Raw genomic sequence first — 20,837 nt, forward strand, 5'->3', positions numbered from 1 at the left:
ATTTTTGTAAAACGTCTAATAAATGCCTTTTATCCTTTTATCAGTTACCGCTTTATTTATGAAAAAATCAATCTTGAGTATCCTTAGTGTTTTGCTTGGATTCTCGATGGTAGCACAAACCACAGCCACAAAAAAAGCTCAAATCACAGGAAAAGTTCAAAATGTAGTTCCTGACAAAAAAGTCTATCTTCAAATGATTAATGGTCGTGGTACGGCTGTTAATATCGACTCTGCCAATGTAGATGCCGCTCATAATTTCAAGTTCAATTCGCCCATTGCTGAAGGTGGTGGCTATTATTTGATTAACTTTTTCAATATGCCTTTGAGTCAGAAATTACTCTTGATTCTTGAAGGAGGCGAAAAAGTAGAAGTTGTTGCCGATGGTATGGATACTCCTCAAGTAAGAGGTAAATTCCAAATCAAAGGTGAATCGAAGAATATCCAGTATTTCAACCAAATCATCAAAATCAATCAAGAATTACAAACCAAGGTTGAAGGTTGGAACAAACAAGTAACCATCGCAACGGAGAAAAAAGACGACGCAACTTTGCAGAAAATCCAGAATGAGTTTCAAAATGCACAACAAATCACTGTAGGCAAAATCAAAGCGATGATTCCTGATATGGGTTCTGAGTTGGTGGCACTTTGGACAGCAGGCAATTTCCTAAACCCAGAAACAGATATGGATTTATTGGAAAAGGTAGCTGATACATTTAAGAAGGAAAAAGCTAATTCTCCTAACCCACATATCAAATCTTTTTTGGAACAAATCAAAAGAATGAAAGGTGTTGCTATCGGTTCTGAAGCTCCAGAGATTTCCTTAAAAACACCTTCTGATAGTTTGGTTACGCTTTCATCAATGCGTGGCAAATATGTATTGATTGATTTTTGGGCAAGCTGGTGTGGACCTTGTCGTCGTGAAAACCCTAACGTTGTCAGAATTTACAACCGTTTTCATGCTAAAGGCTTTGATATTTTGGGCGTGAGCCTCGACCAAGAAAAAACAGCTTGGGTTCGTGCCATCGAAAAAGATGGATTGGTTTGGCAACAAGTATCCGACCTTCAATATTGGAATAGCATTGCCGCAGCAGCCTATGGCGTGAGCGCTATTCCTGCGCAATTTTTAATAGATAAAGAAGGAAAAGTAATTGCCAAATACACAGGTAGCTCAGCAGAATTAGAGAAAAAACTAGAAGAAATCTTCAAAGATTAATTTTAGTAACATATACTTCGCCCATAAGGCAACCATCAACCTGACAATATTTTATCAATACTGTCAGGTTTTTTGTTGTAATTTTGTTTCACAAAACTGAAATTCAGCTGATAACCAAATTCATAATCATTTTAATTAATTTTTGACCAAAAACAAACCATCATGAAAGTAGCTATTGTTGGAGCGGGGAATATGGGAATGGCATTTGCCAAATCTTTTATTCAATATGATTTAGTAAAAAAAGAAAACCTATTCTTAATCGAAAAAAATGCTGCCAGAGCCGAAGCGCTTCAATCAGAAAAAGCAGGTGTTGTGGTAGATACGATTTCTCCTAAAGTTGGAGAATACGATTTAATCATCCTTTCGGTTAAGCCTCAAGACTATCCAACAGTTTCTGAAGAACTTAAAAAAGTAATCCAGCCCAATCAAATTATTTTGAGTATCATGGCTGGTATTTCTATCGATAAAATACAAGAATCGCTCAATCACCGAATTATTGTAAGAGCTATGCCAAACACTCCTGCATTGTTGGGAATGGGGATGACTGCTTTTGCTGCCTCTGGTGACATTACGTTGAGCCAATTAAAGAAGGTTGAAAACTTGATTAACTCTACTGGTCGTGCGGTGTTCTTAGAAGAAGAATCTTTGCTCGATGCTGTTACAGCTTTATCGGGTAGCGGTCCTGCTTATTTCTTCTATTTGGTAAAAGCTATGATTGAAGCAGGTAAAGAAATGGGCTTTGAGGACTCAATGGCGGCATTATTGGTAAAACAAACGATGTTGGGGTCGTTTCACCTTATCAACAATGCAGAAAAGAGCCTCGACGAACTTATTAAGGCTGTAGCATCAAAAGGTGGTACTACCGAAGCAGCGCTCAAGCGATTTGAGGAAGGCTTATTAGCTCAAAACTTAAAAGAAGGTATCTTTGCTGCACAAAAACGCGCAACAGAACTTTCGAAATAATATGCTTTAGGCTATAAGCCATAGGCATTAGGGCGATACGAAGGATTTGAAATTATTGCTGATTTCGGAAATATAAAAACCTACCTTAGTTTTTTGTAAAATATGATTCAAAAAAGTGGCTTACACTTCCGAAATTCAACATCCTAAATCCAAAATAGTTTGAAATCCTTCGTACGCTACTAATATAGAACCATTCTTTATTGGCACCAGCGTAAACCAAATTCTTATAAATATTGTCATATATACAAGAATAATCGTAATTTAGAACTGTTCGTGTAAGTATTGAGCGAATTAGTATTAGAGTGACTTTGTGATTTATTATTTGAAAACTAGCAATTCATACAATAGAAGTTAAAAATTTCGGGCTTTTCACCACCGAAATACACATTCTCAAATCCACCATCTACTTATTGGTATCATTTTAGCTCATACAAAATAGTGGCTAATGGCAATCACATAAAGCATTTACATTTTATTGACAAATACTACCAAGCACAACTCAGCCACCACACATTATTTCTCATTTTATAACTGAAACAATCCTTTTCTTTGAATAAAAGGTAATTATATATCAATGACTAAACAAAAAAATAGCAAAGAAGAAAGATTTCGCGAATCTGTAAAAAATGAAATCTTATCATTTTTCGAACTAAACGACGACCGTAGTTGGTCGCTCAATCAAGTTCACAAAGCCTTTGCCGTTCGTGACCGCAGTACAAAAGAACTTTTTGCTACACTAGTTGAAGTACTAACTAAAGACAAAAAACTGATTCGTCAAAAAGACGGCAATTATATCATAGACCGTGTCACTGAGTTTGTGACAGGGAAAGTAGACCATGTCAATGCCCGATTTGCATTTGTGGTAGTAGAAGGTCGTGAAGATGATGTTTGGATTTCAAACCAAGACCTCAATGGAGCTATCGATGGCGATATTGTCAAAGTATTGATTTCGGCAAAACGTAAAAAAGGTTCTGACCGTGCCGAAGGGGAAGTTGTAGAAATTCTAGAACATGGTCGCTCCGAAATTGTAGGGACTATCGAATTACTACCTAATTACGCTTTTGTAACACCAGATTCTAAGCGTTTGTACCAAGATATTTTTGTGCCAAGAGAAGCACTCAAAGATGTAAAGCATGGCGATAAAGTGATTGTAAAAATCACCAAATGGCCTCTTGGCGAACGTAAAATGGAAGGTGTCATTCAGGAAGTATTAGGTAAAGCTGGCGAAAACAATACCGAAATGCATGCTATTTTAGCCGAATTCGGTTTGCCATACCATTTTCCTGAAGGTGTCGAACAAGAAGCCGAAGATATTTCAGAGAAAATTCCTGAAGCAGAAATTGCCAAACGCAAAGATATGCGTGGCATTACCACTTTCACTATTGACCCAATAGATGCCAAAGATTTTGATGATGCCTTGAGTTTTGAACAACTCGAAAATGGTAATTATCAAATTGGTATCCACATTGCCGATGTAACGCATTATGTTCAGCCCAATACCATTTTGGAGCAAGAAGCATTCAAGCGTGCCACATCGGTATATTTGGTAGACAGAGTAGTACCAATGCTTCCTGAAAAACTTTCGAATGGCTTGTGTTCATTACGTCCCAACGAGGACAAACTGACCTTCTCAGCCATTTTTGAAATTACATCAAAAGGTAAAATCAAAAACGAATGGTTTGGTCGCACAGTAATTCACTCTGATAAGCGTTTTACTTACGAAGAGGCACAAGAAGTATTAGATCTGAATAATCCTCCTGCCGAAGCGCCAGTTACTATCAACGAAACTACAGACGTTGCGACACCCGCAGAAGAAGTAAAACCTAAACGTGGTCGTAAGAAAAAAGTAGAAGAACCTACTACGCCAGAAGTTCCGTTTTTGCATGAATTGACGGTTTTGAATAACCTAGCGCATATTCTTCGTGCCGAGCGTTTTGCTAACGGTGCAGTAAACTTTGAAACAGTTGAAGTAAAATTCAAGTTGGATGAGAATGGTAAACCTTTAGGTATCTATCAAAAAATCCGTAAAGATGCTCACAAGCTTATCGAAGAATTCATGCTTTTGGCCAACAAACGTGTGGCTGAGTATGTGTATAAGCTTCGTAAAAAAGAGCCTCGCAATACCATGGTGTATCGTATCCACGAAGCACCAGACCCTGAAAAGCTTCGCACGTTTTCTACCTTTGCCAAGAAGTTTGGTTATTCGGTAGCAACAGAAGCTGCACAAATCAGTAGTTCTTTCAATCAACTGATGGAAGGCATTGAGGGAAAACCAGAGCAAAATATCTTGGAGAGTTTGGCAGTACGTACCATGTCCAAAGCCAAATACAGCACCGATCCTATTGGTCACTTTGGTTTGGCATTTCCATTCTACTCGCATTTTACATCACCAATTCGTCGTTATCCAGACATGATGGCGCACCGTATGCTACAACATTATCTTGACGGCGGTGATCCACTCGAAAAAGCAGCTTGGGAAGTAAGATGTAAGCATTCTTCTGAAATGGAAAAACTTGCGAGTGAGGCAGAACGCGCTTCAATCAAATACAAGCAAGTGGAATACATGAGCATGATGGAAGAAGAACGTGTTTGGGATGGTATCATTTCGGGTGTAACCGAGTTCGGTATTTTTGTAGAAATTACAGAAACAGCATCAGAAGGTATCGTTCGTATGGTTGACTTGAAAGATGATTTCTATGATTTTGACAGAGACAACTTCCGCATTGTAGGTCAGCGCAACGGCAAAGTATATACTTTTGGCGATAAAGTTCAGGTACGAGTAAAAGAATGTAATTTAGCTCGTAGAACGATGGATTTATTGCTAGCAGGAGCTAATGAAAGCCGTGGTGGTGGTAAAAAAGACAAAGAACGCTTTAATTCTCGTCACAGATCAAAATCTGATTCTAGAGGTAGAGATAATAGGAAAAAAGACTATAAAGGTGGTAAAGATAACAAGCATGGCAATGACCGTAAGAAACGCAAATAAGGTTGTAGCGTTCTAAGCACCATAAATCATCTTAAATGTTAATGCTCTAATGGCATCAAAAAAGCGGTCGGAAAAGTTATTTCCGACCGCTTTTTTGATGTTATCATGATAGAGATTTAGACGCAAAGCATTACGCATCTATATTGAATACAAATTTTAACATAGAAGCTGTTTAAACTTTAGTATAATTTCTTGCGTCAGCAATGAATTTATACTGTTTGAGCGAAGCGAGTTTATAAATTCTTGATTTTTTTGTTACTTTTTGTATCAAGACAAAAAGTAAGGCGAAGAATAAATCAATAAAACTGTTTTTTGAAAAGTTTAAACAGCTTCATAATCACAATTCACTCAATTTATGTCTATTCGCATATATCTTCCAATCCTAAGCTGGAACAATAATCTGGCTTGCTTCCAACAAGGTATTTGTGGTAATTTCAGAAAATGACTCTTCAGGTTTTTCGGTTAAATGTATCGTTTTTACACCCGCACGATGCCCCGCTTTAATGTCGCGATGTGCATCGCCAATCATCCAAGATTGGTCTGGATCAATTTGGTATTTCGCAATAGCCTTTTCGATCATCAATGAGCCAGGCTTGCGAGTAAGAGATGCCGAGTTGAAGTTTTCGTGATGAGGGCAAAAATATAGATCATCCAATAAGTGTCCACATTGCTCTTGGAAGTAATTATGGCACATCCATACATCATCGCGTGTGTAGATACCCTTCGCAATACCTGATTGGTTTGTAATGACAATCAACAAGTAGCCCGCAGCCTTCAAACGCTCCAATGCTTCTACTGTTCCTTCGGGAATAATCAAATCTTCGATGCGATAAACGTAGTCCACTCTATCTACGTTCAAAACACCATCTCTATCTAAAAAAATACACTTATTCATATCCTTACAAAGTTAATCAGTTTTATATAAAAATGGTCAATTGATGTGTTTTCAAAATCAAAGAAGAAGCCTCAACAGGTTTTTATATAATTTATCGAATATTTTTTTTAATAAAAATTACAAATAATAACTACTTTTCAAACTTTTATTCCTGATAAATCTTCAAATTTGATTGAAAGGTAAAAAAAAGGCTCATCAGCAATATCTGATAAGCCTTTTTTAAAGAATGTCTAGTTGGTGGGCAAATTAATTTTACCCTCTATAGGCTGCCAAAAACTGAAAAGTATCGCAGCTATTGCCTACAGCGCAATAATGCAATTATTATTACTTAATTCCTAAACCGCTTTGTTCCAAGGAATACCAGCCAAAATCAATAGTAAGCCTAATCCAAAGAAAATCAATGCGTTGTTAAATCTTTTTGCATCGCTTGTTTCACGCTTATTTTTTGAATGACCTACCGTAATCAATACGATAGCGATAATCATTGTAAATACGTGCTCAACAGCGATTTTACGATAAAAAGCATTACCCATTACTTCCTTCATACCCATTTCAAATGCTTTGGCACCAAATGGACTCACAAAGTAAAGAACTAAGCCTAGTAACAATTGAGTGTGGCATGAAATCATAAAGAAAAGCCCCAATTTACGATCACCATCTGAAAACTGAGCTTTTGAAGTTTTGCCCATAATGGCACTAATCGTTGTAGCCAAACCCAACATTAACACAAGCCAACGAAGGTAAGAGTGAGAAGTTACTAGAATCTCGTACATAATAATATGTTTTTTGTTTGTTAAAAATTCAAAGTGGCGCTATCAAATAGATTTGCTGTGCCAAAGATAATCAACAAAAAAATCGGACTATAGGTTATTCTCGAAAATTCTCAATTATTTGTTATTTCATTTCGCATCTAAACTTTGATGTTGAGCTAAATTTCTCTTTCATCAAACAATTCTTTCCCATTTTGGCTTAACTTTAAAGTAGAACAAAACCCTCTCCTTTTATACATTTAACAAACTAATATCAATTCTATGAAAAAAAGTTACTTCTTGCCAATAGCCTGTTTCGGCTGTCTATTTTTAGGCGCCTTTATTGGTAAAAAACTTGAAAATCAACCCATCACTACCAATGTCATACGTCATGCCCAATCACTATTAGGCTTGGAATTTACGGAAGCAGAAGCTGATTCCATGATTTTTGACGTGACTGATAATAGACGGAATTTTGAAGAAATTCGAAAGGTTCCTATCAACAATGAGGTTGCTCCAGCTGTTGCCTTTAATCCTTTACCTATAGGATTTACTTTTGATAAAACTCCCTCAAAGTTTATTCCCTCAACAAACCCTAATGTTAAACTTCCTATAAATAAAAGTGATTTGGCTTTTATGAGTGTTCGCGAATTGGCTGAATTGATTCGTACCAAACAAATTAGCTCATTAGAACTAACACAGTTTTTCTTGGAAAGACTAAAAACCTATGACAAACAATTAGCGTGTGTAATTACCCTTACAGAAGATTTGGCCATTCAACAAGCTAAAAAAGCTGACGCAGAAATAGCCAAAGGGAAATATAGAGGCCTATTACATGGTATTCCGTATGGCGCAAAAGATTTACTAGCTAAAAAAGGATACAAAACCACTTGGGGCTCTGTACCATTCAAAGACCAAGTGTTGGACTATGATGCGACTGTCGTGACTCGTCTCGAAGAAGCTGGCGCTGTACTTTGTGCCAAACTAACACTCGGAGAGCTAGCGTGGGGAGATGTTTGGTTTGGAGGAACAACCAAAAACCCTTGGAATCTCAAACGTGGTTCGTCAGGCTCGTCGGCTGGTTCGGCATCCTCTGTTTCGGCAGGACTATTACCATTTGCCATTGGCTCCGAAACTTTAGGCTCTATTGTATCGCCTTCTTCCGAATGTGGAACTACTGGACTTCGCCCAAGTTTTGGTCGCGTACCTCGTACAGGTGCAATGGCTTTGAGCTGGTCGATGGATAAACTTGGTCCTATTTGTAGAACAGTCGAAGATTGTGCGATTGTCTTTAATGCTATTAAAGGAACTGACGGAAAAGACCTCAGTACCATTGATGCTTCGTTTAGTTTTAATGGTAATAGAAAAGACTTAAAAGGTATCAGAATCGCCTATTTGAAAAAAGATTTTGATCGAAATTACCCAACGAAGAGCCAAGATTCACTATCCTTGGCAACTTTACGCAAATTAGGTGCTGAGTTAATACCACTTGAACTTCCTAACTATCCTGTAGGAGACATGACCATTATCCTCAGCGCCGAAGCAGCCACAGCATTTGACGAGCTAACACGCAATGGAAAAGATGACGCCATGGTCAGACAAATCAAGAATGCTTGGCCAAATTCATTCCGTGCGTCTCGTTTTATTCCTGCGGTAGAATACCTACAAGCCAATCGCCTCCGTACCAAGCTTATTCAGGATATGGAGACTAAACTAAAAGATATAGACGTTTATATTTCACCAGCCTTTGGTAATGCCAATTTGACATTAACCAATTTGTCGGGGCACCCTTGCGTGGTATTACCCAACGGTTTCCGTCCAGAAGGGCGTCCAACAAGTATTACTTTTATGGGGAAATTGTTTGGTGAAGGCAAGTTGTTGGAGGTAGCCAAAATCTACCAAGATGCTACCGATTTTCACAAAAAGCACCCAGAGTGGCTTAAGAAATAACTATTTTCATTGTAACTTCAATTATTGAGTGAATAAGTGATTGAACGAATGAGTGATTAATTTTTAATCTATAATTTACAAAGCATTACGTCTGATAATATAGGTATTTGTAAAAATCACTCAATCACAAACCACTCAATCACTCAATATTTATACGATATGCGATTTACTTTTTTTATTTGCTTGTTATTGACAGCTTTTCGTTTTCAGGATGCTTTACCCAAAGAAGCTATCGCTCAAATGATTGCGACAGAAAAAGCGTTTGCTAAAATGGCATTAGATAAAAATACACCAGCAGCCTTTCTCTATTTTTTAGCACCTGATGGCGTAGTTTTTGACAAAGGAATGCCACAAAATGGCCTGGAAATATGGAAAAACAAAAAACCTCAAGGCTTATTACAATGGCAACCTATCTATGCAGGAATGGCACTGTCAGGGGATTTGGGCTACTCTATTGGTAATTGGCAAGCTTCAGCTAATGCACAAACAACAGCTTCCGCTACTGGTACATTTGTCACGCTTTGGCAAAAACAAAATACAGGCGATTGGCGTGTTCGTGCCGATATAGGTGTTGCACACAAGGCCAATCCCAACCAAGTACTCAAAGAAAGGTTTAGTGCCTTCAAACCATCAAGCAATTCGGTGATTCAAGCAGAGCGTTTTGTATTCATGAAGGATTTTTATTACTGGAAAAATGCTCAAACATCATTGAACCCACACGAGCCGCACCTTGCTGAAAACGTCTTACTAATTAGAGATAACAACATACCAATAGAGGGAAAAGCCAATGCTGTAGCTTTTCTACAAAAAAATTATCAGAAAAAACTCATTTATACAGGCCTCAAAACTATCGTATCACAAGCTACCGACTTGGCTTGTGTTTATGGGAGTATTTCAGGAAAAGCTCAAGATAAAGACATCAAGGGCAGTTTTCTGAGAGTTTGGCAACAAGAATCTAAAAATACTTGGAAAATCGTGGTTGATGTAGAAACAATTCAATAAGAGTTTGTCTCTTCATCAACCTATTTTATACACACTACTACGAAAACTTACCTCATTCATTACGTTAACCATTTAGCTTATGTACGCATTAAAAAACTGCAAAATTTATACTTCTTCAAAAATTCTTGAACAACATGCAATTGTCATCAAGGATGAAAGTATTTTGCAAATTATCCCAGAGGAACAAATTGATAGCGAACTATCAACGGTAGACATGAGAGGGTATTCTATTGCTCCATCTTTTGTAGATATTCAAATCTACGGTGGTGGCGGTAGTTTATTCAACTCTAGCACAAGTATTCAGACAATTCAAAAAACCTATCAAGAAATACGACGTTCAGGAACAAGTCATTTTCAAATTACTCTTTCTTCTACGCCACTTGATAAAATATTAGAGGCTATCCAAGTTGCGAAAGATTATTTAGCTCAAGGCGGAAAAGGCTTGGCAGGGTTACATTTGGAAGGTCCTTATTTTAGTTTTCCTAAACGTGGTGCACACGTAGCTGAATTTATTAGAAAGCCCACCAATGAAGAACTCATTCAAGTGGTAGAAGCGTCAAAAGGGTTACCAACCTATATGACAATCGCTCCAGAAGAGTTTACCAAAGAGCAACTAGAGTACTTACTTGACAGCCATATTATCATCTCGGCAGGACATAGTTCTGCTACCTACGAACAAGCTACAGAAGCTTTTGACAAAGGTATTAAACGAGTTACTCACCTTTTCAATGCCATGTCGCAGTTTCAGAGTCGTGAGCCAGGGCTTGTAGGCGCTACCTATGATAGCGATGTTTGGGCAAGCATTATTCCTGATGGCGTACATGTAAGTTACCCGACGGTAAGTATTTCGAAAAAAATGATGGGCGAACGCCTTTTTATCATAACCGATGCCGTTACTGAAGACATTTCTGGCGATTATAAATTTATTCACGCTGGCGATCGCTATGTCGATACCAATGGTATTTTATCAGGTTCGGCGCTTAGCATGATTCAAGGGGTTATTAATTGCTACTTAAAAGTAGGTATTCCTCTAGATGAATCCTTACGTATGGCATCTACGTATCCAGCTCAAGCCATCCAACAAGACCAAACCTTAGGCAAGATAGAAGAAGGGTTTCAAGCCAATATGGTTATTTTCAACGAAGACTTAGAGGTTCAGGGAATTATAGAACAAGGATATCTCGAATGGTTTCTTGAAATTTAAGTCCTAATACTTTTCAATATGTTGGGATACTTGCTAATCCTTACCTTATTTTGCATGTTCACAATGGCTGATTTTTTACATGCAATTACAATCTAAGCAACCCCATATTGGTACTACCATTTTTACGGTCATGTCTAAACTAGCCAATGACCATGGCGCACTCAATCTGTCACAAGGTTTTCCCAATTTTGAGTGCTCTTCCAAATTGATTGAATTAGTTGAAAAATATTTACGCAAAGGCATGAACCAATATGCTCCGTTATCTGGCATTCAGCCTTTGCGTGAAATTATTGCACAAAAAACATCAGAACTTTACGGTATTTCCTATCATCCTGACCAAGAAGTAACGATTGTGTCGGGTGCAACTGAAGCACTATACGCCGCCATCACAGCTGTGGTACAAACAGGCGACGAGGTTATCTTACTCGAACCCAACTACGACTCTTACGAGCCAGCTGTTCGCCTCAACGGCGGTATTCCTGTCTATGTTACGCTTACTCCAGAAAATAATTACCAGATTGATTGGTCGGTCGTAAAAGCCAAAATCACAGAAAAGACAAAACTCATTTTGCTCAATACACCTCATAACCCAACAGGAACGGTCATGAGCAAAGACGATCTTGAGCAATTAGCAGCTATTGTGAAGGATACCAATATTTTTATTGTTAGTGATGAAGTGTACGAGCATATCATCTTTGACGGTCATAATCATTGGAGCCCTATTCGTCATCCTGAACTTCAAAAGCGTACCTTTGTTTGTGGTTCGTTTGGCAAAACATTTCATGTCACTGGTTGGAAAGTAGGATATTGCTTAGCTCCACAACAGCTCAGCGAGGAGTTTAGAAAAGTGCACCAATGGCTAACATTTTCTACTGTAACTCCTATCCAATATGCTTTGGCAGAGTTTCTTCAAGAACCCGATAACTATTTGTCCGTTTCAAAGTTTTATCAAGAAAAACGTGATAAGTTTATTTCATGTATTCAGGGAAGTAGATTTGAATGGACTCCAGCAAGTGGTAGCTTTTTCCAGTGTGTCAATTATGCTAACATTACTGACGAAAACGATTTGGCATTAGCACAACGCCTTACCAAAGAAATCGGTGTAGCAAGTATTCCTGTTTCTGTTTTTTATCATCAGAAAAACGATTACAAAATTTTAAGATTTTGTTTTGCCAAGGATGACCAAACTTTAGAGATAGCTGGCGAACGATTGAGTAAATTATAACAAAACATTTATCAACATGAAAAAAATTATCAGTGAGTTCATTGGGATATTTCTATTGATTAGCACTTTGGCTTGTACCAAACAACCCAACTTGGCAGAACTCGATTTGGAAACATGGAAATCAGACAGAGGTGGTTGTCAAGGCAAACGATTAGCCATGTTAGAAAAAGTAAAAAGCCTGAAAGAAGAAATAAGAGGCGTTAGTGCCAACGATATGGATGATTATTTAGGAAAACCAGACCTTCAACAGTTGGCCGACCGTAATCAAAAATACTATATCTACTTTTTTGAACCCGGTACACACTGTCAAAACAAGACACAGAAATCTAGTGCGCTATCTATGAGTATCCGATTTAGTGCAATGGGAATCGCCACAGAAGTTACCTTTCAACATGGTACGCCATAAAACAAAATAGGCTCGGGTGACCGAGCCTATTTTGTTTTATATTTTATAGTAACGTTGTTTAAAAACGTACAGGTAACACATAATACGATGCTACCTCTATACCTCTAATTTTACCGGGATTCCAAGCATTCATTTTTCGTACTACTCTAATAGCTTCAGCACTGATTTGAGGATCGCCATTGCTTTCTACAATATGCACTTTGCTAATTTCGCCATAACGTTCAACTAAGAACTTCACCAAAACAACCTCGCCCTTTGAACCTTTAGGTCTAATAAGATTTTGAGCGATAAATCTACGAACAGCTTCATCACCTCCAGGAAATGAAGGTGCAATATCAACCTCATGATAAATAGAATCTCTATCTACAGGAGCCGCACTAACTCCAATTTCATAACCTCTGGTATCAGATATATGCTGAGATGACGTAGATGCCCAATTAAGTGATTTTTCTATATTGGAGCGTTCTTGAGGTTTTATGGTAGATGAAGCATACTTACTCTTTTGAGCTTGTATCTGAAATATAAGTAACGAGCTTAAAAATAAAAGAAGGATCTTTTTCATGTGTTAATAGACTAATTCAAATGTAACTACTCAATTAATTATCAATCGGACAAACCCTGTCAGGTTTGTGCTCTTGACGTCATTGGCGGTTCTTGTCAAGGGTAACACAAAAGACATAACTATTTATCTTGCAATTTGTTGGCTAACATTTCAAAAAATATGCCAAAAAGAAAAGTGAGAGTATTTTGGAGGGCACGAAGATAGGAAGAATAATGAATGTTTTAAAATAAAATCCTTTATTTTACCATTAATCCATTATTTTCTTTTTTTGTACTAAAAACGGCACGCAAAAAAAAAGTAAACCTTAATTAAGATAAGGTTTACTCATTTTTTTATTAGTCTAAAATCCATCCTAAAATTGTGGATACCACAGAGATACCAAAGCTAAACAATAATGGAGGTACAAAGCCGTGGACATTAAAACCCGTGACAAAATGTGACACCAAATACACCAGAATCACATTGATTACTAATAAAAATAATCCTAGACTAAGAATAGTAATAGGAAAGCTGATAATTTTGAGAACAGGCTTGAGGAAGGTATTTACAAAACCCATCGCTATAGCCACCTTCAAGGATATGATAAAATTATCATCCTGAATTACGATACCATCAATGTATTTAGCAAATACAATCACAGCAATCGCAATCAATAAATACTTAATGATGAAATTGACCATTGTTTGTATAAAAAGGTTTGAAGATGTTTGAGCTTCAACAATAGCTACTTGCTATGTCTTGTACGAAGTACGTCAATGATTTCGTCAAAATCAATACCTCTTTGCTCTAACAATACCAAATAGTGAAACAATAGGTCTGCTGCTTCGCCTTTAAACAAATCATTGTTGTTGTCCATAGCCTCAATCACTAGCTCTACAGCCTCCTCTCCTACTTTTTGAGCGATTTTATTGGTTCCTTTTTCAAATAAACTTGCTGTATATGATTTTTCGGAAGGATTATTTTTGCGCTCACGAATAACAGCCTTTAAATAGTTCAACCAACCTGCCTGTCCTGACGCATTTTTCTCATTCCAACAAGTATCAGCACCTGTATGACAAGTAGGTCCGGCTGGATTAACTTTAATCAAAAGTGTATCTTCATCACAGTCTTTTAAGATTTCGACTACATGTAAGAAATTATCTGAAGTCTCTCCTTTAGTCCAAAGACGTTGTTTTGAACGACTGAAGAATGTAACCACACCTTCTTTCTCTGTTTTTTCCAACGCCTCTTGATTCATATATCCCAACATCAATACCTTGTCGGATTTGGCATCTTGAATAACGGCAGGAATCAAGCCTCCTTGTTTTTCAAAATCTAATTGCATAGCTCTTAATTGATAAATGTGTGAATGATGAATTGTAAACGATAAGTTGTAAATGACATCATTCACAATTCATCTTCTACAATTTTGATTTATTTATAATCTTACTGAAATTCCTTGTTGTTGGAGATACTGTTTTAGTTCGATAATATCTATTTCTTTAAAATGAAAGATACTTGCGGCTAATCCAGCATCAGCTTTTCCTGTGGTAAATACTTCTGTAAAATGCTCCATGGTTCCAGCACCACCAGAAGCAATAATTGGAATAGAAGAATTTGCAGAAATAGTAGCGGTAAGCTCATTGGCAAAACCAGCTTTTGTACCGTCTGTATCCATAGATGTCAATAGAATTTCACCTGCTCCACGGTCTTCTACTTCTTTTGCCCAGGCAATAGTACGCAATTCGGTAGGTTTGCGTCCTCCATGTGTATGCACAATATGTTCACCTTCCACAAAACGAGTATCTATCGCAACAATAATACATTGAGATCCAAACTGTAATGCTAACTCATTAATCAATTCAGGGCGACGAACGGCCGAGGAATTAATAGAAACTTTATCGGCACCTGCATTTAATAAAGCCGAGACATCGTCGATAGAAGAAATACCTCCACCTACCGTAAAGGGAATATTGACATGACGTGCCACATTACGCACCAAATCAATCAAGGTTTTACGGTTATCTACAGTTGCGGTAATATCCAAAAATACCAATTCGTCAGCTCCTTGTTCGGCGTAAATTGCGCCCAATTCCACAGGGTCGCCAGCATCGCGGAGATTAACGAAGTTAGTTCCTTTTACAGTTCTACCGTCTTTTATATCCAAACAAGGAATAATTCTTTTCGTTAGCATTGATAAGAAGTTATGAGTAAACTTGATATTGTTTTCTATTTATGAAAATCGGCTAATTGCTTTAACGTAATACGCCCTTCGTAAATAGCTTTTCCTACAATTACACCAAAGACATTCATTTCGTTTAACTGAATAATATCTTTCAATTCAGATACCCCACCACTTGCAATGATATGTAAGTCTGCAAAACGATCTTGAAGTTTTTGGTATAAATCAAAACTTGGTCCTTGTAATAAACCATCTTTGGCAACATCTGTTGAAATCGTATATTTTGCTCCTTTAGCAATATATTCTCCTACAAAATCATAAACCGATTTTTCTGTTGACTCTTCCCAACCAGAAATGGCAATTTTTTCATCTTTGGCATCAGCACCCAAAATGATTTTTTCACCACCATATTCTTGCAACCATTTTTCAAACAACTCAGGATTTTTTACTGCTACACTACCACCTGTTACTTGTTTTGCACCATAATCAAAAGCCAATTGAATCATTTCATCTGACTGTACTCCTCCTCCAAAATCGATATGTAAGCTGGTTTTGTTGGCGATTGTTTCAAGAACTTTATGGTTGATAATGCGTTTTTGTTTAGCACCATCTAAGTCAACCAAATGTAAACGCTGAATACCTGCATCTTCAAATGACTTGGCAACCTCTAAAGGGTTTTCATTATAAGTTTTTTTCTGAGAATAATCTCCTTGAGTAAGACGTACGCACTTGCCATCGATAATATCAATTGCTGGAATAATCTGAATCATCGCAATATTGTTCTGTTTATGTTGAGCTACAAGTCAAAGGCTTGAGCAAAATGATTTCTTTTATATAATTACAGCTTTAGGAAGTTTTCCAAAATCAACTGACCTTCTTTTCCGCTAATTTCAGTATGAAACTGTGCTGCATAGAAGTTATCTTTTTGAAGCATTGCGGAAAATGGTTGTACATAATTACACTCAGCAACGGTATAAGGACTTAGTTCAGCAAAGTAACTATGCACAAAATACATATAGCTGTTTTCTCGTAAGCCTTGTGTCAAATCTGTTTTGAGATTGTAAATATTATTCCAACCCACATGAGGAACTTTGAAATTGGTTGAATCGAATCTCTTCACATCCAAATCAAAAATTCCCATACAAGTAGTATTATTCTCTTCGGAATGGCGGCACATCAATTGCATACCTACGCAAGTTCCGAGTACTGGTTGTGTCAAAGAAGGGATTACTTTATCCAAGCCTTTTTCTCTTAAATAACTCATGGCTGTACTTGCCTCACCCACCCCAGGAAAAATCACTTTATCAGCAGTACGAATTTCTTGCTCATCGTCGGTCCAAAGATAAGATGCTCCTATACGGTCCATAGCGTACATGACACTCTGAACGTTACCAGCATTGTACTTAATAATTACAGTTTTCATTTACGGTAAATTTATGGTCAGGCTTATCGATTAGAGCCTTCAAAGTAATTTTTAGGATACTGCCAAAATACAAAAAGCCTGACTCGGTAAGGAATCAGGCTTTTTGTATATTTTGAATAATTCAATTCTTCAAAATGGCACAAACACGCATCAGCCCATTCCCGATTAGGAAATCAAGTGGTGATGATGATGTGTAATTGTGCTGTTCATGGCGCAAAGTTAGACGAAGAATATACAAACACCAAGTATTATCTATCTATTTTTGCATTTATCTGCGATTCAAGCATTTATACAATCCTTAAAACAAGCTCATTTGTTCTATTTTGGGTAAAAACTTTGGTGGATTAATCTCCAAATTACAATGTAAATTTAGTTCTTGAATCCAATAATTTGCCATTTCGGGCGCAATGGTGTTTTCACAGATATGTACAAAAATGTATAATTCTTCCAAGCCGTTATCCAACCACTGTTTGATTCTTTGTACCCATTCATCTATTCGTTTATAATCAGAAGGGTGTTCATTACCAACCCAACGAATCATTGCAGTAGTGGTACTCAGACTTTGATGACAAACATCTCGTCGCCCCGCCACGTCGGTTATTACTGTTCCAACTTGATAGGATTTGAGCATTTGAAGGGTATTTTGCCAAATGGTTGGATTTTTAAACCAATCCTCGTTTCTGAATTCGACCGAAAACTTTAATGACTGAGGTATAGATTGAATATATTTCTCCAAAATAGATAGTTGTCTTGGACCAAACTGTGGGACTAATTGCAAAAAACTAGAACCGAGCTTATCTCCTAATGACAAAATATTATTACAAAACAACTGGCTCAGCTCTTGTGCATTTTGGAGTTGCTTATCATGCGAGATAACCTGAGGAAATTTTGGGCAAAACAAAAAACCATTTTCTGTTTCGGTTAACCAGCGATTAATGGTTTCTTCATTAGGGATTTGATAATGGGTCACATTCAACTCAATCGTATTGAATTGTTTGGCATATAAAGAAAGGTAATCTTGATTTTTGGCATTAAACGGATATATTTTCCCATTCCAATCTTTATTTGCCCAAATGGGACATCCTATCCAGATTTTAGGTTTTGTTGATTTTGTTCCAGTCAATACCTCCAAGTTAAAGGCATTATCTTGAGAGAGAGTAAAATCGACACGCTCTACATCAAATTTTGAAAGTTTTCCAAAGTCCATTTCATTAATTGCTTTTCTCTATCCAATTCCACAATAAAGTTACCATATAAAGCAAAAATCCCACTATTGCTAGTAGGATTTTCGTAATTCATTGTGCTCAATAGTTTAGACACAGAAGCATAAAACAGAACTTATCTACTGAATATACTTCTGTGTCTTTTGGCTATTGATTATTTTGGGTCTAAACCTTTTTCGATTCTGAACAAAACATCTTGTAAGTGATACTTAGTCATTTTGTCTTGAATCAATGGCAAGCTAGCTTTTACTTCATCTCTCAATGCCAACAAGTGTCCACGACTTACTGAAACAATATCAGTTTTACGAGGGTCAACTGCTGCAGGTACAACTGTACCTCTGAAAGAGAAACCACCAGACATAGAAGCGCCAGAAGCGTTTGCCGTTGCAATCAATTTCTCAACGTAGTTTTTCTGCAAGTTACGACGGAAGCTATCTGTTGCTTTTTTAGTTTTAAGCTCAGCAAAAACGTTTGATTTTACATCTGTCAACATTTCGTCGATACCGTAAGCTGTTGGATATTTTGATTGAGTTTCAACCAAACGCTGTAAACGGTCGATAGAGAAAATACTTGACAATGCAGCATCTTGAATTCTTGAGATAGCATCCAAACCTTGGTCAGGGCGAATACGAGAAAGAATTTTTTCATCCAATAACCAAGTTGGTGTATCAAACACATATTTGTTCAACCAAGTGATCGCTTCTTTTTGAGTAGCTTTTGGCGTTGGCTCATATACAACACCTGTTTGGTCTGCTGACTTTGGTGTTTCAAAAATACCACCAACGTTTTTCACTACGTGACCAATATAACGACGGTATTGCGTAACGATTTCGTTGTATGATTCAGTCAACATATCATAATCTTGAGCTTCTTCTTTTGTCCAATCAATCAAGTTTGGTACAATACGTTTCAAGTTTTTGATACCATATTCACTTGCCAACATGTTGTTGTCACCCAAACATTCGCTTTGAGAGCGAGGGTCATAAGGGTTAGTTTCAGTACCAAACCAAATTCTTGGATTCTTCGCAATCTCTTGAATAAACTCTTTGCTCAATGTTTTTTGGTCGTCTTCTGGAGTTGCACCATCCAACGTCTGGTATCCCCATTTGATTGCCCAAATATCATATTCTCCAATTCTTGGATACAAATCTTTTACGCCATCTTCTGGCTGTGCCACGTAGTTGAAACGAGCATAGTCCATAATAGATGGAGTGTGACCGTGTTCTGCAATCCATTTTGGATCACGAAGTTTCTCAACAGGAACTGTGCTACTTGAACCGTAGTTGTGACGCAAGCCCAAAGTGTGACCAACCTCGTGAGATGATACAAAACGAATCAAATCACCCATCAACTCATCATCAAATTTGCTTTTACGAGCACGTGGGTCTACGGCAGCCGCTTGAGTCATATACCATTTTTTCAACAACTTCATTACGTTGTGATACCAACCAATATGACTTTCCAAAATTTCACCTGAACGTGGGTCATGAACGTTTGGACCATAAGCATTTTCAATATCAGAAGCAAAATAACGAACCGCCGAATAGCGAGCATCTTCAAGGCTAATCGTTGTGTCATTGTCTGCCAAGATTTCACCACGGATAGCATTTTTCCATCCAGCAGCTTCAAATGCTTTTTGCCAATCATCGATACCAGCTTTCAAGTATTTTCTCCATTTTGCTGGAGTAGCTGGGTCGATATAATAAATGATTGGTTTTTTAGGCTCGATTATTTCCCCTTTCTTTTGTTTTGCTGCATCTTCAGCATTTTTAGGCTCTAATCTCCAACGAACCGCAAAAGTTTGGTCTTCTGTTCTTTGTGAGTTTTCATCAAAAACAGTGTAACCATTTGCAAAGAAACCAACACGAGGGTCGAAGTTACGTTTCTTCATTGGTACTTTTGGCAACAAAATCATCGAAGTATTCACTTCCATTGTCATCACACCCGTTGTCGCAACCGAAGGTAAAGAAACCGAAGGCATCGCACTAGGAGCACCAGGCATAGAAGGCGCACCATTGTAAGTACGAACCGCTCTAATCTCAGTATTGATTGGGTATGTTTTGATAGAAGTCAAATAAGTACGATCAGGAGCAAGCGTAGTCAATTTGTACGCAGTCTTAATCATAGGTGGCAATGAAATAATTTGGTTTTCACTTTTGAAGAAATCCGAAATATCAATTACCGTATTGGTAGATTTTGAAACAGAATCCTTTTTGAAAGCTTTTACTTCAAATGCTTGAGCGATTGGGTCAACGTTTGAGTTGCGAACAGCCTTATAGATAGGTTGTGTTGAATCAGCCGACACATTGATATACTGAACACCACGCAAGAATACTTTATTATCTGGTCCTTTTTCGAAACGAATTACCTGACGGTTTAGCATTTCACCACCATAAGCTGGCAAGCCTACCGAACCTGGCACTGTTGCAGATTTCGAAACGCGTGTTACTGTCATAATTTCACGACCCATCAATGAATCAGGAATTTCGAAGTAATACTTATCTTCAATTTTATGAACTGTAAACAAGCCTTTAGAAGTTTTTGCTTTGTCAGTAATAACTTCCTTGTATGGTTTTGGTCCAGGTTTAGGAGCATCAGCTTTTGGAGCAGCCACAGCCGCTGGCGCAGCAGCAGAGGCTTTAGTATCTCCTTTTTTATCTTGTGCTTGAGCATTTAATGCAACGCCAAGCGACAACATAGCCAAGGAAACTTTAGTAGCATTTTTTAGCATGTTGAATGGTTGTGTTTGAGTTAATAAACTTGCTTTAGTATGGGTTTTTGAAATAATCCAATAACGAAAATAGATTTTAATACACTAATTTAAAAACAGCTTGTGATGAATGGTAACAGTTTTTCGACATGGCGTAAGGTATCA

The 20,837-nt window shown here is 37.5% G+C and carries 18 protein-coding genes; 8 read left to right on the plus strand and 10 right to left on the minus strand.

Going from position 1 to position 20,837, the window contains the following annotated elements; genetic code table 11:
* Positions 1–58: 58 nt before the first annotated feature.
* The 3 genes from QM481_RS20105 (at position 59) to QM481_RS20115 (ending at position 5,162) form a co-directional block, all read left to right on the plus strand.
* Positions 59–1,213: a TlpA disulfide reductase family protein gene (locus tag QM481_RS20105; RefSeq protein ID WP_283329186.1), complete on the plus strand. Its 1,155-nt coding sequence runs from the start codon at positions 59–61 to the stop codon at positions 1,211–1,213.
* A 162-nt stretch (positions 1,214–1,375) separates the two neighbouring features.
* On the plus strand, positions 1,376–2,176 hold the full coding sequence (gene proC / locus QM481_RS20110) for a pyrroline-5-carboxylate reductase (protein WP_095166149.1): 801 nt from the start codon (positions 1,376–1,378) through the stop codon (positions 2,174–2,176).
* Between the two features lie 574 nt (positions 2,177–2,750).
* On the plus strand, positions 2,751–5,162 hold the full coding sequence (locus QM481_RS20115) for a ribonuclease R family protein (RefSeq protein WP_283383055.1): 2,412 nt from the start codon (positions 2,751–2,753) through the stop codon (positions 5,160–5,162).
* A gap of 382 nt (positions 5,163–5,544) precedes the next feature.
* Here the strand turns inward: QM481_RS20115 and QM481_RS20120 are convergent, their stop codons facing one another.
* The gene (locus QM481_RS20120; protein ID WP_166552329.1) at positions 5,545–6,057 is read right to left on the minus strand and encodes a D-glycero-alpha-D-manno-heptose-1,7-bisphosphate 7-phosphatase; all 513 of its coding nucleotides are present in this window, start codon (positions 6,055–6,057) and stop codon (positions 5,545–5,547) included.
* A 335-nt stretch (positions 6,058–6,392) separates the two neighbouring features.
* Positions 6,393–6,830 carry a hypothetical protein gene (locus QM481_RS20125; RefSeq protein ID WP_095166143.1) on the minus strand — a complete coding sequence of 146 codons (438 nt, stop codon included), beginning with the start codon at positions 6,828–6,830 and terminating at the stop codon, positions 6,393–6,395.
* A gap of 258 nt (positions 6,831–7,088) precedes the next feature.
* Between QM481_RS20125 and QM481_RS20130 the strand changes: the two genes are divergently transcribed.
* The 5 genes from QM481_RS20130 (at position 7,089) to QM481_RS20150 (ending at position 12,593) form a co-directional block, all read left to right on the plus strand.
* Positions 7,089–8,756: an amidase gene (locus QM481_RS20130; protein ID WP_283383056.1), complete on the plus strand. Its 1,668-nt coding sequence runs from the start codon at positions 7,089–7,091 to the stop codon at positions 8,754–8,756.
* A gap of 159 nt (positions 8,757–8,915) precedes the next feature.
* Entirely contained in the window at positions 8,916–9,758 is an 843-nt protein-coding gene (locus tag QM481_RS20135; RefSeq protein ID WP_283383057.1) for a Cif family virulence factor, read from the plus strand.
* A 79-nt stretch (positions 9,759–9,837) separates the two neighbouring features.
* Complete coding sequence (nagA, locus tag QM481_RS20140) at positions 9,838–10,962, plus strand: N-acetylglucosamine-6-phosphate deacetylase (protein ID WP_283383058.1); 1,125 nt, start codon at positions 9,838–9,840, stop codon at positions 10,960–10,962.
* A gap of 79 nt (positions 10,963–11,041) precedes the next feature.
* Positions 11,042–12,187 (plus strand): methionine aminotransferase, encoded by a 1,146-nt coding sequence (locus QM481_RS20145; protein WP_283383059.1) that lies wholly within the window; start codon positions 11,042–11,044, stop codon positions 12,185–12,187.
* A gap of 16 nt (positions 12,188–12,203) precedes the next feature.
* The gene (locus QM481_RS20150; protein WP_283383060.1) at positions 12,204–12,593 is read left to right on the plus strand and encodes a hypothetical protein; all 390 of its coding nucleotides are present in this window, start codon (positions 12,204–12,206) and stop codon (positions 12,591–12,593) included.
* 58 nt (positions 12,594–12,651) lie between these two features.
* Here QM481_RS20150 and QM481_RS20155 read toward each other — a convergent pair whose 3' ends face one another.
* From QM481_RS20155 to QM481_RS20190, 8 genes are all read right to left on the minus strand, one after another.
* Positions 12,652–13,155, minus strand: coding sequence for an energy transducer TonB (locus QM481_RS20155; protein WP_283383061.1), 504 nt, complete (start codon positions 13,153–13,155; stop codon positions 12,652–12,654).
* Positions 13,156–13,490: 335 nt separating this feature from the next.
* Entirely contained in the window at positions 13,491–13,835 is a 345-nt protein-coding gene (locus tag QM481_RS20160; protein WP_166552322.1) for a phage holin family protein, read from the minus strand.
* A 44-nt stretch (positions 13,836–13,879) separates the two neighbouring features.
* Positions 13,880–14,479 carry a bifunctional phosphoribosyl-AMP cyclohydrolase/phosphoribosyl-ATP diphosphatase HisIE gene (gene hisIE, locus QM481_RS20165; protein WP_283383062.1) on the minus strand — a complete coding sequence of 200 codons (600 nt, stop codon included), beginning with the start codon at positions 14,477–14,479 and terminating at the stop codon, positions 13,880–13,882.
* 93 nt (positions 14,480–14,572) lie between these two features.
* On the minus strand, positions 14,573–15,328 hold the full coding sequence (gene hisF, locus QM481_RS20170) for an imidazole glycerol phosphate synthase subunit HisF (RefSeq protein WP_283383063.1): 756 nt from the start codon (positions 15,326–15,328) through the stop codon (positions 14,573–14,575).
* A gap of 35 nt (positions 15,329–15,363) precedes the next feature.
* Entirely contained in the window at positions 15,364–16,086 is a 723-nt protein-coding gene (hisA, locus tag QM481_RS20175; protein ID WP_166552319.1) for a 1-(5-phosphoribosyl)-5-[(5-phosphoribosylamino)methylideneamino]imidazole-4-carboxamide isomerase, read from the minus strand.
* Positions 16,087–16,154: 68 nt separating this feature from the next.
* A complete protein-coding gene (gene hisH / locus QM481_RS20180; RefSeq protein ID WP_166552318.1) occupies positions 16,155–16,739 on the minus strand; it encodes an imidazole glycerol phosphate synthase subunit HisH in 585 nt (194 codons plus the stop codon).
* 298 nt (positions 16,740–17,037) lie between these two features.
* Positions 17,038–17,946: a DUF72 domain-containing protein gene (locus tag QM481_RS20185; RefSeq protein ID WP_283383064.1), complete on the minus strand. Its 909-nt coding sequence runs from the start codon at positions 17,944–17,946 to the stop codon at positions 17,038–17,040.
* Positions 17,947–18,116: 170 nt separating this feature from the next.
* Entirely contained in the window at positions 18,117–20,693 is a 2,577-nt protein-coding gene (locus QM481_RS20190; RefSeq protein WP_283383065.1) for a zinc-dependent metalloprotease, read from the minus strand.
* Positions 20,694–20,837: the final 144 nt, after the last annotated feature.

This window comes from Flectobacillus rivi, assembly GCF_030056655.1.
GTDB lineage: Bacteria > Bacteroidota > Bacteroidia > Cytophagales > Spirosomataceae > Flectobacillus > Flectobacillus rivi.

Bases quoted from the DNA above. Each gene is read 5' to 3' on its own strand.
- QM481_RS20135 (WP_283383057.1), top strand. From the start codon at position 8,916: ATGCGATTTACTTTTTTTATTTGCTTGTTATTGACAGCTTTTCGTTTT.
- nagA (WP_283383058.1), top strand. From the start codon at position 9,838: ATGTACGCATTAAAAAACTGCAAAATTTATACTTCTTCAAAAATTCTT.
- QM481_RS20105 (WP_283329186.1), top strand. From the start codon at position 59: ATGAAAAAATCAATCTTGAGTATCCTTAGTGTTTTGCTTGGATTCTCG.
- QM481_RS20185 (WP_283383064.1), bottom strand. From the start codon at position 17,946: ATGGACTTTGGAAAACTTTCAAAATTTGATGTAGAGCGTGTCGATTTT.
- hisH (WP_166552318.1), bottom strand. From the start codon at position 16,739: ATGAAAACTGTAATTATTAAGTACAATGCTGGTAACGTTCAGAGTGTC.
- QM481_RS20125 (WP_095166143.1), bottom strand. From the start codon at position 6,830: ATGTACGAGATTCTAGTAACTTCTCACTCTTACCTTCGTTGGCTTGTG.
- hisIE (WP_283383062.1), bottom strand. From the start codon at position 14,479: ATGCAATTAGATTTTGAAAAACAAGGAGGCTTGATTCCTGCCGTTATT.
- QM481_RS20190 (WP_283383065.1), bottom strand. From the start codon at position 20,693: ATGCTAAAAAATGCTACTAAAGTTTCCTTGGCTATGTTGTCGCTTGGC.
- QM481_RS20150 (WP_283383060.1), top strand. From the start codon at position 12,204: ATGAAAAAAATTATCAGTGAGTTCATTGGGATATTTCTATTGATTAGC.
- QM481_RS20130 (WP_283383056.1), top strand. From the start codon at position 7,089: ATGAAAAAAAGTTACTTCTTGCCAATAGCCTGTTTCGGCTGTCTATTT.
- proC (WP_095166149.1), top strand. From the start codon at position 1,376: ATGAAAGTAGCTATTGTTGGAGCGGGGAATATGGGAATGGCATTTGCC.
- QM481_RS20145 (WP_283383059.1), top strand. From the start codon at position 11,042: ATGCAATTACAATCTAAGCAACCCCATATTGGTACTACCATTTTTACG.
- QM481_RS20115 (WP_283383055.1), top strand. From the start codon at position 2,751: ATGACTAAACAAAAAAATAGCAAAGAAGAAAGATTTCGCGAATCTGTA.
- QM481_RS20160 (WP_166552322.1), bottom strand. From the start codon at position 13,835: ATGGTCAATTTCATCATTAAGTATTTATTGATTGCGATTGCTGTGATT.
- hisF (WP_283383063.1), bottom strand. From the start codon at position 15,328: ATGCTAACGAAAAGAATTATTCCTTGTTTGGATATAAAAGACGGTAGA.
- QM481_RS20120 (WP_166552329.1), bottom strand. From the start codon at position 6,057: ATGAATAAGTGTATTTTTTTAGATAGAGATGGTGTTTTGAACGTAGAT.
- QM481_RS20155 (WP_283383061.1), bottom strand. From the start codon at position 13,155: ATGAAAAAGATCCTTCTTTTATTTTTAAGCTCGTTACTTATATTTCAG.
- hisA (WP_166552319.1), bottom strand. From the start codon at position 16,086: ATGATTCAGATTATTCCAGCAATTGATATTATCGATGGCAAGTGCGTA.